Source organism: Streptococcus oralis, assembly GCF_001579525.1.
In the GTDB taxonomy this organism is placed as follows: Bacteria; Bacillota; Bacilli; order Lactobacillales; family Streptococcaceae; genus Streptococcus; species Streptococcus oralis_M.
The window spans coordinates 58,110-71,950 of record NZ_KQ970788.1 but is presented as its reverse complement, the minus strand read 5'-3'; the positions used below and the strand labels follow the sequence as shown (position 1 = coordinate 71,950).

Annotated in this window: 11 protein-coding genes and 1 pseudogene; 2 read left to right on the top strand and 10 right to left on the bottom strand. The window is 41.0% G+C overall.

What is annotated here, in order from left to right; genetic code table 11:
* Positions 1-55: 55 nt before the first annotated feature.
* Both pfkA and SORDD25_RS00355 read right to left on the bottom strand, forming a co-directional pair.
* The gene (gene pfkA / locus SORDD25_RS00360) at positions 56-1,063 is read right to left on the bottom strand and encodes a 6-phosphofructokinase (protein ID WP_061852206.1); all 1,008 of its coding nucleotides are present in this window, start codon (positions 1,061-1,063) and stop codon (positions 56-58) included.
* 81 nt (positions 1,064-1,144) lie between these two features.
* Positions 1,145-4,246, bottom strand: coding sequence for a DNA polymerase III subunit alpha (locus SORDD25_RS00355; protein ID WP_061852205.1), 3,102 nt, complete (start codon positions 4,244-4,246; stop codon positions 1,145-1,147).
* A 414-nt stretch (positions 4,247-4,660) separates the two neighbouring features.
* Between SORDD25_RS00355 and SORDD25_RS00350 the strand changes: the two genes are divergently transcribed.
* Together SORDD25_RS00350 and SORDD25_RS00345 are read left to right on the top strand one after the other, a co-directional pair.
* The gene (locus SORDD25_RS00350; RefSeq protein ID WP_061852204.1) at positions 4,661-6,943 is read left to right on the top strand and encodes a Xaa-Pro dipeptidyl-peptidase; all 2,283 of its coding nucleotides are present in this window, start codon (positions 4,661-4,663) and stop codon (positions 6,941-6,943) included.
* Positions 6,944-7,462: 519 nt separating this feature from the next.
* Positions 7,463-7,933 carry an arginine repressor gene (locus SORDD25_RS00345; RefSeq protein WP_001043018.1) on the top strand — a complete coding sequence of 157 codons (471 nt, stop codon included), beginning with the start codon at positions 7,463-7,465 and terminating at the stop codon, positions 7,931-7,933.
* Positions 7,934-7,968: 35 nt separating this feature from the next.
* Here SORDD25_RS00345 and SORDD25_RS00340 read toward each other — a convergent pair whose 3' ends face one another.
* The 8 genes and pseudogenes from SORDD25_RS00340 to rpoD all read right to left on the bottom strand — a co-directional run bounded on the left by SORDD25_RS00340 (position 7,969) and on the right by rpoD (position 13,841).
* On the bottom strand, positions 7,969-8,133 hold the full coding sequence (locus SORDD25_RS00340) for a hypothetical protein (protein ID WP_000502578.1): 165 nt from the start codon (positions 8,131-8,133) through the stop codon (positions 7,969-7,971).
* A gap of 9 nt (positions 8,134-8,142) precedes the next feature.
* Positions 8,143-9,453, bottom strand: coding sequence for a GTPase ObgE (gene obgE / locus SORDD25_RS00335; RefSeq protein WP_049505732.1), 1,311 nt, complete (start codon positions 9,451-9,453; stop codon positions 8,143-8,145).
* A gap of 71 nt (positions 9,454-9,524) precedes the next feature.
* Complete coding sequence (locus SORDD25_RS00330; protein ID WP_000863851.1) at positions 9,525-9,659, bottom strand: DUF4044 domain-containing protein; 135 nt, start codon at positions 9,657-9,659, stop codon at positions 9,525-9,527.
* Positions 9,660-9,688: 29 nt separating this feature from the next.
* A pseudogene (locus tag SORDD25_RS00325) lies at positions 9,689-9,865 on the bottom strand (PspC domain-containing protein).
* Positions 9,866-9,897: 32 nt separating this feature from the next.
* Positions 9,898-11,223 (bottom strand): glycosyltransferase family 4 protein, encoded by a 1,326-nt coding sequence (locus SORDD25_RS00320; RefSeq protein ID WP_061852203.1) that lies wholly within the window; start codon positions 11,221-11,223, stop codon positions 9,898-9,900.
* Positions 11,224-11,231: 8 nt separating this feature from the next.
* Positions 11,232-12,275, bottom strand: a complete 1,044-nt coding sequence (locus SORDD25_RS00315; protein ID WP_061852638.1) for a glycosyltransferase family 4 protein — start codon at positions 12,273-12,275, stop codon at positions 11,232-11,234.
* Positions 12,276-12,387: 112 nt separating this feature from the next.
* Entirely contained in the window at positions 12,388-12,717 is a 330-nt protein-coding gene (locus SORDD25_RS00310) for a metal-sulfur cluster assembly factor (protein WP_000331930.1), read from the bottom strand.
* Positions 12,718-12,731: 14 nt separating this feature from the next.
* Positions 12,732-13,841 carry an RNA polymerase sigma factor RpoD gene (gene rpoD, locus SORDD25_RS00305; RefSeq protein WP_000201890.1) on the bottom strand — a complete coding sequence of 370 codons (1,110 nt, stop codon included), beginning with the start codon at positions 13,839-13,841 and terminating at the stop codon, positions 12,732-12,734.

The window sequence follows — 13,841 nt, the reverse complement described above, 5'->3', positions numbered from 1 at the left end:
CTCCTTTATATAATTCGACCTTTTAAGGTCATGTTACCAAATTAATGAAAGTTGATTAGGACAAGCTCTTGTTCAAATCAGAAAGTTCAAGATCAGCTTTATGAGGGTTGTTAACAACGATCTTACCATCCGCTGTTAAGCTAAACAAAGCTCCTTCTTCTGCTGTTCCAAGAATTGGATTCTCTACCATTTTCTCGTTACGGATACCAACAGCGACACCACCGATTCCTTGTTTAAGGAGTTTAACAGCGTGTGCACCCATGCGTGATGCCAATACTCGGTCACGAGCGGTTGGTGACCCACCACGTTGGATGTGTCCAAGTTCAGTTACACGAAGATCGCTTGTATCGCCAGCTTCTTTTAGTTTTTGAGCAAATTCAGCTGCTGACATAACACCTTCTGCCAAAACGATAATGTTGTGTTTTTTACCGTGCTCATAACCAGCTTTGATACTAGCTACGATATCTTCCATCTTGAAGCCTTCTTCAGGGATGATAATTTCATCAGCACCAGTTGCGATACCAGCCCAAAGAGCGATATCACCAGCGTTACGTCCCATTACTTCAACAACGAAAGTACGACGGTGACTTGATGATGTATCACGAATCTTATCAATCGCATCCATCGCAGTCGTAACCGCAGTATCAAATCCAATTGTGAAATCAGTACCTACGATATCGTTATCAATAGTTCCTGGAAGTCCGATAGCTGGGAATCCATGCTCAGTCAAGCGCATAGCTCCGTGATAAGAACCGTCTCCACCGATAACTACGACTCCTTCGATACCGTGTTTTTTCAATTGCTCAATCCCTTTAAGTTGGCCTTCAAGTTGTGCAAACTCAGGGTAACGAGCAGAGTGAAGGAAAGTACCACCACGTGAAATGATGTCTCCTACTGAAGCAGCATCAAGTGGATAAATTTCACCGGCAACCATACCTGCGTATCCATCATAGATACCAAAAACTTCCATTCCTTCTGAGATTGCTTGGCGAACTACTGCGCGGATGGCAGCATTCATACCAGGGGCGTCTCCACCACTGGTCAAAACAGCAATACGTTTCATTTGGTTTATGCTCCTTTTTCTTTTAACATTCTTACTGATTATACCACATTTAAATCGAAAATTCTTCTATTTTCCGTATTTTTAGCGATAAATCGTTTTCATAGCAATTCCCTCTAATTTTTCCTCTAGAGCAGAATCTTTTCTTACAAAATGTTGTGTAGAAACAACCGTTTTTCCTTCCTCTTCATACCTGATAATGACAGGGATTGGGCCTTTGTATTGTTCTAGGATATTTGAAATCTCTTTATCGTATTCATGATTTTTAACTTGAATCCAGAATCGTTCTGCCACTGTTTCTTTCAAATCTTGTGCAATCATTTGCAGACGACCATCTCGAGATTGAACTTTGCCATTGATGTAGTAAAATTTCCCTTCGGATAAAATGGAAGCATATTTTCTATATTGGTCTGAAAATACAGTTACATCTATCCGAGACTTACTATCATGAACCTGTAGAAAGGCCATACTCTCGCCTTTCTTGGTTCGAATCACTTTAATCTTTTGAACTTCAACTAGGAGAGTGGTTTGAGCTCCCTCAGTAAGATTAGCGATTGGCGTCGTCGGATATAGGGCTTGTTTGGCAAGAGTTTGGAGAGGATGGGAACTGATACCTACCCCAATCAGTTCCTGCTCCTTGTAAAACTTCTCTGCTTGAGTAAAATCATCAGCTTCAGTCCAACTATAATTTGTATCTGCAAAGAGTCCACCTAACTCCTCAACAAAAACAAATAGGTTGGGTAGATTCACTAGGATTTTTTGGCGATTCTTGTCAAACTCATCAAAAAGCCCCAGTTCAACCAAAGGAGTCAGAAGCGACAGTTTCTTGTAATTCTTGGGAAGACGTGTGACAAAATCTTCAATGCTTGAGAAGGGACGATTTTCAATAATCCAGTAAGAAAAATCTCTTGGCATGCCCTTAATGGCTTTTAGACCTAGAAATATTTTCTTCTGAGCAATTTTATCGTGATAGGGAATGCTGTTGATTGCTAAAGGAGCTACTTCAAAGTCCATCTGCAATGCATCTACAATGTAATCACTACTTGAATAATTCAACATGACTTGAAAGAAAATAGCAGGATAATGCGTCTTGAAATAAGCAAGCTGGAAAGCCAGCGCTGAGTAGGCATAAGCATGGGATCTGTTAAATCCATAGCCTGCAAACTTTTCCATCACTGCAAAAACTTGGTTGGCCTTTTCTTCTGAATGCCCCAATTTCATAGCTCCCGTGATAAAATCTTCCTTCATCAAATGCATCTCTTTAGCATTTTTCTTACCCATGGCTCGTCTGAGAATATCGGCTTTACCAAGACTGAAGCCTCCAAACCGTTGAGCTACCTGCATGACTTGCTCTTGATAGAGCATGATACCGTAGGTTGATGACAGAATGTCCTCCAAGGCAGGATCTAGCACCGTCACCTTTTCTTTCCCGTGCTTACGAGCCACAAAATTATCAATATAATCACTAGCACCTGGTCTATTGAGGGATGTCGTTGCTACTACCTCTTCAAAGACTTGCGGCTGAACACGTTTCAAGAGTCGAATGGCGCCAGGTTGTTCAAATTGGAAAATCCCCTTGGTATTTCCAGCAGCAAAGAGAGCCAGAGTTTCTTTGTCTTCCAGATCAATATCCTCTATTCTCAGATGAATACCTCCTGACTCGGCCAATAATTCCTGCATTTTTTGGACAAAAGTTAGGTTACGCAGACCTAGGAAATCCATTTTTAAAAGGCCATTAGCTTCAACACCATGAGCATCATACTGGGTGATCAGCATATCCTCACCGTATTTGAGTGGGATATAGTCCGTCAGGTCTTGGTCACTCATAACGACCCCAGCGGCATGGATAGAGGTCTGACGAGGATACCCTTCAATCTTTCGAGCAATCTCAAAAGCTTTTTGATATTCCATTTTGCTATTGATGACCTGCCTAAACTGTAAATTCTTTTCATAGGCTGTCGTTAGCGTATCTCGGAAACTGATTTTTTTCGTAATATTTGTTAATTCGTACTCTGGAACGCCATAGCGTTTGAAAACATCACGAATCGCCTGTTTTGCTCCAAAGGTCGAATAAGTGACAATTTGTGCCACATGTTGACTGCCATAGCGATCACGAACATAACGAATGAACTCTGGTCTATAAAGGTCTGGAATGTCAATATCAATATCAGGCATGGTGTAACGCTCGCGATTTAAAAAGCGCTCGAAAATCAAGTTTTTCTCAACTGGATCAATCCCTGTGATGTCAAGTGAGTAGGCGACCAAACTACCCACAGCAGACCCGCGCCCCATTCCCATATAGTAGCCTTGGGAACGTCCAAAGCGCAACAAATCCCAAACTACTAGGAAATAGTCGTCAAATCCCATATCATGAATAACAGCCAACTCTTCATTTAGCCGCTCTCGGTAAAAAACTGAGGTTAGCCCCTTGGCTATCAAGCCTTGCTCAGCCCTCTCTCTAAGTTCTTCTACCGCTGGTCTTTCAGGGTTAAAGCGAGGGAGTTTTAAACTTGGATCAAGTTGGTAGCTAACATTCTCTATCAAGCCTTGAAGATTGGTAAGTGCCTGAGGAAAACGATTTTTAAATCTTGTTTCTAAGTCTGAGGCTGGTAGAAAGATCCCTTGTTGTGAATGCACATCCACTTCTCTCAGACTGACATTATCTTTGATTGCCGACAAGATTTGCAAAACCTGCATGTCTTCTTTCTCAAAGGAGTTGACCTGATACAGTGGAAGAATGGGTTTCGTAAAGACTTCTTGAGTAGTATCGGGACTAACCCCAATAAAATAATCATGACCTAAATCCAGCTGATCGATTCCATCAAAATAGGGAACAATAATAGCAACATCTTCGAGGTGGGAGGTGAAGTCAGACCAATTTTTCCGTCCAGTCATTTTTAAAGTGGATAACTTCATCAACTCTTGATAACCTTTAGTGGATAGGGCTAGAAAACGGAAAGAGATCGCCTTCTCGTCTATAATCAAGGTTATTTCGAGACCAATTAAAGGTTGGATTCCATATTTTCGAGTCACCTCTAAAAAGTGATAGGCTCCATAAAGATTATCCACATCCATGATAGCAAGGTGAGAATAGCCATAATCTTTAGCTGTATGTACATATTTTTCAATCGAAACCACACTTTCCATAAAACTGTAAACAGTCTTGGTATCGAGCTGTGCAATCATTTCTTCTCCTCCTTGCTTTCGTTTTACTACTATTATACCATTTTAAGCTGGATATTGAAGCAACTCTGCACTTTCTTTTCAATATCATCAGTTACAAACTTCTTCTCTTCTTACTGTTAAATTCTTCATTTTTCAAAGGAAGAAAATATAAAATTAATATTATATAATAGTTTTAAATGTAAATTTAGATATATTTATACCAAACGAAGAATAATAAAGATAGGAGTTATATGCAGTTTTACATATAAAAATCTCTATAAAAAGGCTTACTCCTATGGTATTTATTCAGCATTTTATAATAACTTAGCAAATAGATATGCTGGTTTAAGAAATTTATTTCATTTAAGTTTATTTATTCCATTTTTCCCTCTTTTTTGATATAATAAATCCAGTCTGTTTTCAAAGGAGAGAAACATGCGTTTTAATCAATTCAGCTATCAACCAACCACTAGTTCTCAACGATTTGCAGAATTAGAAGGTCTTGGTCTAAAGCTGTCACCCCAACTGTCCTTAAAAAGACAGTTTGAAGACTTCATTCGTTGGAGTTTTTTCACTTATTCTAACACGGATTATGCCTTGTCAACTTTGGCTGCGGATAAAGAAACAGATTTAGTAACTTTTTTCCAGTCAGACCGTGAGTTAACTGCGGAGATTTTCTACACAGTAGTTTTTCAACTTTTAGGATTTAGCTATCTTGTTGACTTTGAGGATGCCGAACAATTCCGTAGAGAAACTGGTTTTCCTATTGTTTATGGAGATCTCATTGAAAACCTTTATCAGTTACTCAATACGCGAACAAAAAAAGGAAATACGCTCATCGATCAGCTTGTTAGTGATGGACTCATTTCAGAAGATAATCACTACCACTACTTTAACGGTAAGAGCTTGGCAACCTTCTCTACTCATGATGTCATTCGTGAAGTCGTGTATGTCGAGAGCCGTATGGATACTGATAAAGACGGACTCCCTGATTTAGTCAAAGTCAGCGTTATCCGCCCACGTTACGATGGTCATGTACCTGCTCTTATGACTGCCAGCCCTTATCACCAAGGGACCAACGACAAAGCCAGTGACAAGGGTCTCTACAAAATGGAAGGGGAGCTTGAGGTCAAACCGCCCCACACCATTGAGCTTGAGGAACCTAAGCTGAATTTAGTCGAACCTCATGGTCAAGCAGAAGTCGTCTTAGAAGCTGAAGAAAAGCTATCTCATATCAATAGCTCATATACTCTAAATGACTACTTCCTCCCACGTGGATTTGCCAATCTCTATGTATCGGGTGTTGGTACCAGGGATTCCCAAGGGCTTATGACCAATGGGGATTACCAGCAGATTGAAGCTTATAAAAATGTCATTGATTGGCTTAATGGTCGTTGTCGTGCCTTTACTGACCACATGCGGAATCGTGAGGTCAAAGCTGATTGGTCAAACGGCAAAGTCGCAACAACAGGTATTTCCTATCTAGGTACCATGTCCAATGGTCTCGCCACCACTGGTGTTGATGGCTTAGAAGTCATCATCGCTGAAGCAGGTATCTCCTCTTGGTACAACTACTATCGGGAAAATGGTCTAGTGACCAGTCCAGGTGGTTACCCAGGTGAGGATTTTGACTCACTTGCTGAATTGACCTACTCTCGCAACCTCCAAGCTGGTGACTATATTCGTGGCAATGAAGCTCATCAAGCAGACTTAGAGAAGGTAAAAGAGAAACTCGATCGCAAGACTGGTGACTACAATCAATTTTGGCATGACCGCAACTATCTGCTCAATGCTCACAAGGTTCGAGCTGAAGTCGTCTTTACGCATGGTTCCCAGGACTGGAACGTCAAACCTCTTCATGTTTACCAGATGTTTCATGCCCTACCTAGCCATATCAATAAGCACCTCTTTTTCCATCATGGTGCCCATGTCTATATGAACAACTGGCAGTCGATCGACTTCCGCGAGTCCATGAATGCCTTGTTAAGTAAGAAATTGTTAGGACTTGACTCAGGCTATCAACTTCCGACTGTTATCTGGCAGGACAATATCGCACCGCAAAGATGGCAAGATCTTGATAACTTTGGCAAGCAGGATGAACTGCATACCTTCTCACTTGGAACTGAAGAAAAAGTGATTCAAAACCAGTATGATCAAAAAGATTTTGATCGTTATGGAAAGACTTACCAGATCTTCAACACCGAACTTTACCAAGGAAAAGCCAATCAGATCACCATTGACCTTCCAGTAAGTCAAGACATTCACTTAAATGGGCGAGTGGAGCTGAAACTTCGTGTCAAATCAAGTACGAACAAGGGCTTATTATCAGCCCAACTGTTAGAACTTGGACAAAAGAAATATCTACAGCCTTATCCAGCTGTTTTAAGTGCTAGAACCATTGATAATGGTCGTTACCACATGTTAGAAAATCTCTGTGAACTACCATTCAACCCAAGTGCCCAACGTGTCATCACCAAAGGCTACCTTAATCTTCAAAATCGAACCAATCTCCTGACTATTGAAGAAATCCAACCAAATGAATGGATGGACTTCCAGCTAGAGCTTCAACCAACTATCTACAAACTTAAAGAAGGAGATACTCTCCGTTTGGTTCTCTACACCACAGACTTTGAGATTACAATTCGAGATAATACAGACTATCAGTTGACTGTTGATTTAGCACAGTCTAGTCTTATCCTACCTTGTCAAAAGGTATAATCTACCAGACTTTCAATATGGAAATATTCAAAGGAAAAGTTAATGAATTTGACCATTGAACTTCCTATAACCGAAGTTTTCCACTTGAACAGTCGAATCAAACATAAACTTCGTATCAAATCCAGTTCATCTTAAAGCATTATAGAAGCCCCTAGATAGAACTTGGACAAAAGATACTCCCTCTAACCAACATGTGTAACCATTTATCATACACGCTACCAGACCACATGTTGGAAATCTCTGTGAATTACATTTAGAGTAAATTCACAACAAGCCGTGACAAAAAGCTACCCAAATTGAATGATTCACTGTCATTAAAGAACATCAATGTAGATGAACGGATTGCTACCCAGTTTATCTGCACGCAACTAGTGACAAGTTAAAAGAAGGAGAATCTCTCCATCTAGTTCTTTATCCTACTGACTGCGAAATCATCATACGTGACAATACCGCCTACCACCCGACTGACGTTATCGTTCAGTCCACGCTACTGTACCTTGTAAAAGGAGTACTTACTTTATGAACAAATCAGAACACAGACACCAACTTATCCGCGCCCTCGTTTCAAAAAACAAAATCCACACTCAAGCTGAATTACAAGCCTTATTAGCGGAAAATGATATCCAAGTTACTCAGGCTACCTTATCACGCGATATCAAAACCATGAACCTTTCAAAAGTGCGCGAAGAGGATAATTCTTATTATGTGCTAAATACAGGGTCTATCTCCAAATGGGAAAAACGTCTTGAAAATTATATGGAAGACGCTCTTGTTATGCTGCGTCCTGTGCAACACCAGGTTATTTTGAAAACTTTACCCGGTTTAGCCCAATCATTTGGATCTGTAATTGATTCCTTGGCCTTTCCAGATATCGTTGCAACCCTTTGTGGAGACGATGTTTGCATGATTATCTGTGAAGATGCTACAAAAGCGCAAGCTTGTTTTGAGAGTCTTAAAAAATATGCGCCGCCATTTTTCTTTAGTGAATAAAACAAATCCCGTGATCAAAAGATCACGGGAACTTTTTATTTCTTTGACTGTGTTTCTTCTTTCTTTGTACGTGCCAATCGAAGAGCACGTTTAGGATTGAGACGATTAAACAATTCTTCTAGTTTCTTTTCATTCCACACATCTGCTGCAGAAACAAAATTTCCATCTGCATCTCGGAATGATATCGGTTTATCTCCCATATCAATCTCCTAGTCTACAAATTCAAACTCAAATTTACCGATTCGGACCAAGTCGCCATCTTTGGCACCACGTGCACGAAGAGCTTCGTCAACTCCCATACCACGAAGCTGACGGGCAAACTTCATGACTGATTCGTCACGGTCAAAGTTGGTCATGTTAAAGAGTTTCATGAGTTTCTCACCAGAAAGTACCCATGTCGCATCATCATCACGGCTAATCTCAAAGGCCTTTTCTTCCTCGTCAAAGCCATAGTAAGCCTCTTCTTCCATATCGGATTCATCATAGATTGGGAATTCTGGAGTCTTGTCTAACAACTCGGCTGTAGCATCCAAAAGAGTCGCTAACCCTTGCTTGGTCAGACCAGAAATTGGGAAGATGGCTGGAAGTTCCTCAAACTCGTCGTAGTTTGCTGCCAACTTTTCCTTGAAAGTTTTAAGATTTTCCTGACTTTCAAGCATATCCATCTTGTTGGCTACGATGATCTGCGGACGTTCCATGAGACGAAGGTTGTAGGATTCTAATTCCTTATTGATCGCAAGGTAGTCCTCATAAGGATCACGTCCTTCGCTAGCTGACATATCGATGACATGGAGGATAACTCGTGTACGTTCAATATGACGGAGAAACTGGGTTCCAAGACCAACACCTTGACTAGCCCCTTCAATCAAACCTGGAAGGTCTGCTACTGCAAAAGATTCACCTGACTGCGTACGAACCATCCCTAGATTAGGGACAATCGTCGTAAAGTGGTAAGCACCGATTTTGGGCTTAGCTGAAGTGATGACACTAAGCAATGTTGACTTTCCGACAGATGGGAAACCGACCAAGCCGACATCCGCTAGGATCTTCAATTCCAGTTGCAACTCACGTTCTTGACCTGGTTCTCCATTCTCAGAGATTTCAGGTGCAGGATTTTTTGGCGTGGCAAAACGGATATTTCCACGACCACCTCGACCGCCATGAGCCACGATAAATTCTTGACCATGTTCAATCAAGTCTGTAATGACTTTACCTGTTTCCGCATCACGTACAGTAGTCCCCTGTGGCACGCGAACACGTAGATCTTCTGCACCACGTCCGTGCATTCCTTTGGTCATCCCTTTTTCACCAGAATCAGCCTTGAAATGACGGTTATAACGGAAATCCATCAAGGTACGTAAGCCTTCGTCTACCACGAAAACAACGTTACCTCCACGTCCACCATCACCACCCCAAGGACCACCATTAGGGACATATTTTTCACGGCGAAAGGCAACCATGCCATCGCCACCATTACCAGCCTTGACCTTAATCTTGGCTGTATCTAAAAACATACTCATATTTTCTTCTCACTTTAAAAAGGCTGGGGAGAACCCAGTCATTAGTTATTGTTTTTATCCTCGTAGCTTGCTTAGAATCTGCTGAAAGCTCCAAGCGCAGTTGCAAAGATACCAGCAAGGGTTACAAACAACATGATGAGCACGACAACAAGCGTCACCTTTTCAAACAAAGTTTTTTTACGTTTTCCGTTATCTCCAAAAGCCATAACTTCTCCTTTTTCTATATAATTCTAATTTAATATTCTGTCGAAACTGGTGCAATCAACCATAAAATGATATAAGCAAGGACTCCTGTCCCATAACAAAATGCAAGAACAGCCCAAATGACACGAACAATTGTTGGATCAATATCAAAATAATGAGCAACTCCTGCTCATACTCCACCAATTTTTTGATCTTTCCCACTTCTCATTAATTTTTTCATTTTTTCTTCCTCTTATTCTATTATTTGAATTCGTCTCTCCAATAATCTCTGATGCTAGACAATTGTTTTCGAGATGCTCTTAAAATACGCTTGGATTCCTTTACTGGACTTGTAACAGCCTGTTGAGGTAGATAGAGAATCGTTTTTAAGAATCGCTGACTGACAGGTTGACCATCATGTAACTCATGTTCAAAGTTATTTGAGATAATGGCATCAAGGTAAAACTCATGAACTCGTTTCCCAAAATTTTCAGCCGAAATCTCATACAACTTATCCGCCAACTTTTGTTCAGACATATCAGGAGTAGCAATCAAGGCTTCAAGAATAGCTCCTGCAAGCTCTCGTTCTCCATAGTAGAGGGTCCCAAACATTTTATCATTGATTAGATTTTCAAGATAGGGGTTGCCATGAGCAATAACAGGCGTTCCACTGGCTAGACTTTCCAGATAGGTTAAGCCCTGAGTTTCACTCGTAGAGGCTGAGATAAAGAAATCAGCTGCTTTATAGTACAAGGCTGTCTCACTTGGAACAATCATACCTGTAAAAATCACATGTTTTTGTATGTTTAATTTCCCTGCTTGTTCTTTCAGACTATCCAGATAAGGTCCGTCTCCAGCAACAACCAACTTCACCTTGTCTTCTTCTTTCAAAACCTGTGCAAAGGCAGCTAAGACTGCTTGGATATTCTTCTCAAAGGAGATACGAGAAAGGCTCAGTAGCATTTTTTCGCCTTCCTGAATACCTAACTTCGAACGAAGCTCTTGTAAGTTTTCCTCTTTGATCTCAGGTCGTTCAAACTTAGCCAACTCAATTCCAGTTGGGATGACACGCTTCTCAACCTTGACTTTGTATTTAGATAAAAGGTCACGAACAATTTCACTAGGGCAAATCACGCCATCTACATCATGAAGGAAGCCACGCACCAAATATTTCACCATACTCGGACGAATTAGCATGCCCTTAGCAATGTAATGCACATAGTCTTCATACTGGGTATGGTAGGTATGAATAACTGGAATTTTCAATTCTCTCGCAATCCAAATCCCTAACAAACCAAGCGAAAATTCTGTCTGGGTATGAATGATATCGAGTTGATACTGCTTGGCAATTTCGAGCGCCTTTGTAAAACCTCGGTAGGCAAATCGTCGATCCTTAAATGCAAAGAAAGGGACACTCGGAATGCGAATAATTTGCCAATCCTCGTATCGATTCACATCTTTATCAGTTGTTGTAAAGATAAAAACTGCATGTCCTTGCTTTTCAAGCTCAGTTTTCAAGGTCCGAATACTAGTCGCAACCCCGGAAACTTGAGGGAAATAGGTATCTGTAAATAAACCAATTCGCATAAATTACCTCACTTTTTGCCCAAAGCGGCCTGTTCTCGATAAAATTTTAACCAGATTTCCAACAAATGCTCCTCAGAGTACTCTTTGGAGATCTCGCGAGCTTTTTCTTTCAAGTCTTTTAAGGCTTCAGGATCATTCTTGTATTCTAAGATTGCTTCTCTCATCTCGGAAACATCACTTGTAGCACGATAATTCCCATCAAGAATAACCTTATACAGGTCCAAATCTCTCAACATAATCGGCGCTTCACAACTTGCCGCCTCTAAGATGGTCATAGGGAATAATTCATTGTAACTTGGTAGTAAGAACAGATCCGCCATAGCATAAAGTTCCCGCATCCTTTCCGGTGACACAATTCCAGGGAAAATAAGATTTTCAGGTGGATTGTCCATTATCTTCTTGTAGCGTTCATAACCATCTGTCATCCCACCAAATGAAAAACCACCTGCCCAGATAAAGGTAATTTCTGGCAATTCCTCAGCAAGACGGATAAAATCATCAATTCCTTTACGTTTCTGAACCTGACCCGCACCGATTACGACAAACTGATCTTCCGCAAGATCCATTTCCTTCCGGAGTTGTGCAACCTGTTCAGCTGGTAATGGATGCCATTTTTCTTTGTTTACAAAATTTGGAATATAAGTTACTTTTTCACGCGGAATACCAGCAGCCACTAAATCCTCGATAAACATGGGATTGACCACCACCAAGTGTTCCATTCGGTTGTAAAAGGAAAAAACATAGCGTTTGACAATTCCTTTTAGGAAAAATGGAATCTTCAAACTCCCCTCAAGCGTATCAGGCAAAAAATGCACATAGCCAATTTTTCTCCCAGAGCGTTTCTTTTGGAAAGTAGATAAATAATAAGGGAAATCAATGGTGTGAAAATGAGTTACATCTGCCTCTACAGGAAGATTCTCCGTAACAATCAACTGGTCTTTGGCATCGCGGTGAAGGAGACTAACCAATTCTCTATAAGCTCCTGACACTCCTTGACCAGCTACTTTTTCACTTGAACTTAGCATATTAATACGCAATTTTTCGTTTTCCATACCTTTCATTATACCATTTTATTTCCAGAAAATCAGCAAAAGAAAGAAGAGACCAAAGGAAAAAGGATAAAATTACCTTATTTTCCAATCGTCTCTCTCATTTTTTTAGTCTTTATTTAATTCCTAGGGCGATACGCGCGTATCGACTCATTTTTTCAACTGTCCAAGCTGGATACCAGACTAATTTAACTTCGGTATTAGTTACCTCAGGCACATCTGTCATCGCATCGTGTATCTGGTCTGTCAAAAGATCAGCCAATGGGCAGCCCATAGTTGTCAAGGTCATATCAATTTCAGTGTGACCCGTTTCACCATCAAATCGAATTTCATAAATCAAACCTAGGTTGACAATATCAATCCCCAACTCAGGGTCGATGACTTCTTCCAAGGCGTTTAAAATACGTGTTTTGATCGTTTCAATTTGCTCTTCTGTATAAGCCATGTTATTCCTCACTCTTAGTCTTCAATAAAATCACGAAGCGGTTTGCTGCGACTTGGTTGGCGCAATTTTCTCAAAGCCTTGGCCTCAATCTGACGGATACGTTCACGAGTCACGTTAAAGACTTTACCGACATCTTCAAGAGTACGCATTTTACCATCATCTAGTCCAAAACGCAAGCGCAAGACGTTTTCTTCACGGTCTGTAAGAGTATCCAGGACTTCATCCAACTGCTCACGCAAAACGATTCGAGTTGTGTAGTCTACTGGATTTTCAATCACTTCGTCTTCGATAAAGTCCCCAAGATGACTATCGTCCTCTTCACCAATCGGTGTTTCAAGTGATACTGGTTCTTGGGCGATTTTCAAGATTTCACGCACCTTGTCAGGTGTCATATCCATACGCTCAGCGATTTGTTCAGGTGTTGGATCTTGCCCCAATTCTTGAAGGAGATTCCGCTGTTCACGGACAAGCTTGTTAATGGTTTCAACCATGTGAACAGGGATACGAATGGTACGAGCCTGGTCAGCGATGGCACGGGTAATCGCCTGACGAATCCACCAAGTTGCGTAAGTTGAAAACTTGAATCCTTTTGAATAGTCAAACTTGTCAACAGCCTTCATCAAGCCCATGTTTCCTTCTTGGATCAAGTCAAGAAACTGCATGCCACGCCCTACGTAACGCTTAGCAATAGAAACCACCAAACGAAGGTTGGCTTCTGCAAGACGTTGTTTGGCTTCGATATCACCAGCCTCAACTGCTAGGGCCAATTCTTTTTCCTCTTCGTTGGTCAAGAGAGGAACGACCCCGATTTCCTTCAAATACATACGGACTGGGTCATTGACCTTGGCAGAAGTTGAGCCAATCAAGTCCTCATCACTGAGTTCTGGCTCTTCTTCTGCACTAAGAACACGCGCGCTTGGATTTCCTTCGTTGTCTGTGATAGAAATTCCAGCATCCTGGATCCGTTGCAAAAGGTCTTCAATGCCATCTGCATCAAGGGCAAAAGGAATAACCAGACTTGAATTGATTTCGTCATCTGTTGCTGTTCCTGTTTTTTTGTGGTTACGGATAAAGTCTGCTACTTGCACATCAAATGTGGTTACTTCTTTTTGTTTTGTTGCCAT

Coding starts and splice junctions, on each gene's coding strand:
- pfkA (WP_061852206.1), bottom strand. CDS start 1,063: ATGAAACGTATTGCTGTTTTGACCAGTGGTGGAGACGCCCCTGGTATG.
- SORDD25_RS00355 (WP_061852205.1), bottom strand. CDS start 4,246: ATGATTGCACAGCTCGATACCAAGACTGTTTACAGTTTTATGGAAAGT.
- SORDD25_RS00350 (WP_061852204.1), top strand. CDS start 4,661: ATGCGTTTTAATCAATTCAGCTATCAACCAACCACTAGTTCTCAACGA.
- SORDD25_RS00345 (WP_001043018.1), top strand. CDS start 7,463: ATGAACAAATCAGAACACAGACACCAACTTATCCGCGCCCTCGTTTCA.
- SORDD25_RS00340 (WP_000502578.1), bottom strand. CDS start 8,133: ATGGGAGATAAACCGATATCATTCCGAGATGCAGATGGAAATTTTGTT.
- obgE (WP_049505732.1), bottom strand. CDS start 9,453: ATGAGTATGTTTTTAGATACAGCCAAGATTAAGGTCAAGGCTGGTAAT.
- SORDD25_RS00330 (WP_000863851.1), bottom strand. CDS start 9,659: ATGGCTTTTGGAGATAACGGAAAACGTAAAAAAACTTTGTTTGAAAAG.
- SORDD25_RS00320 (WP_061852203.1), bottom strand. CDS start 11,223: ATGCGAATTGGTTTATTTACAGATACCTATTTCCCTCAAGTTTCCGGG.
- SORDD25_RS00315 (WP_061852638.1), bottom strand. CDS start 12,275: ATGGAAAACGAAAAATTGCGTATTAATATGCTAAGTTCAAGTGAAAAA.
- SORDD25_RS00310 (WP_000331930.1), bottom strand. CDS start 12,717: ATGGCTTATACAGAAGAGCAAATTGAAACGATCAAAACACGTATTTTA.
- rpoD (WP_000201890.1), bottom strand. CDS start 13,841: ATGGCAACAAAACAAAAAGAAGTAACCACATTTGATGTGCAAGTAGCA.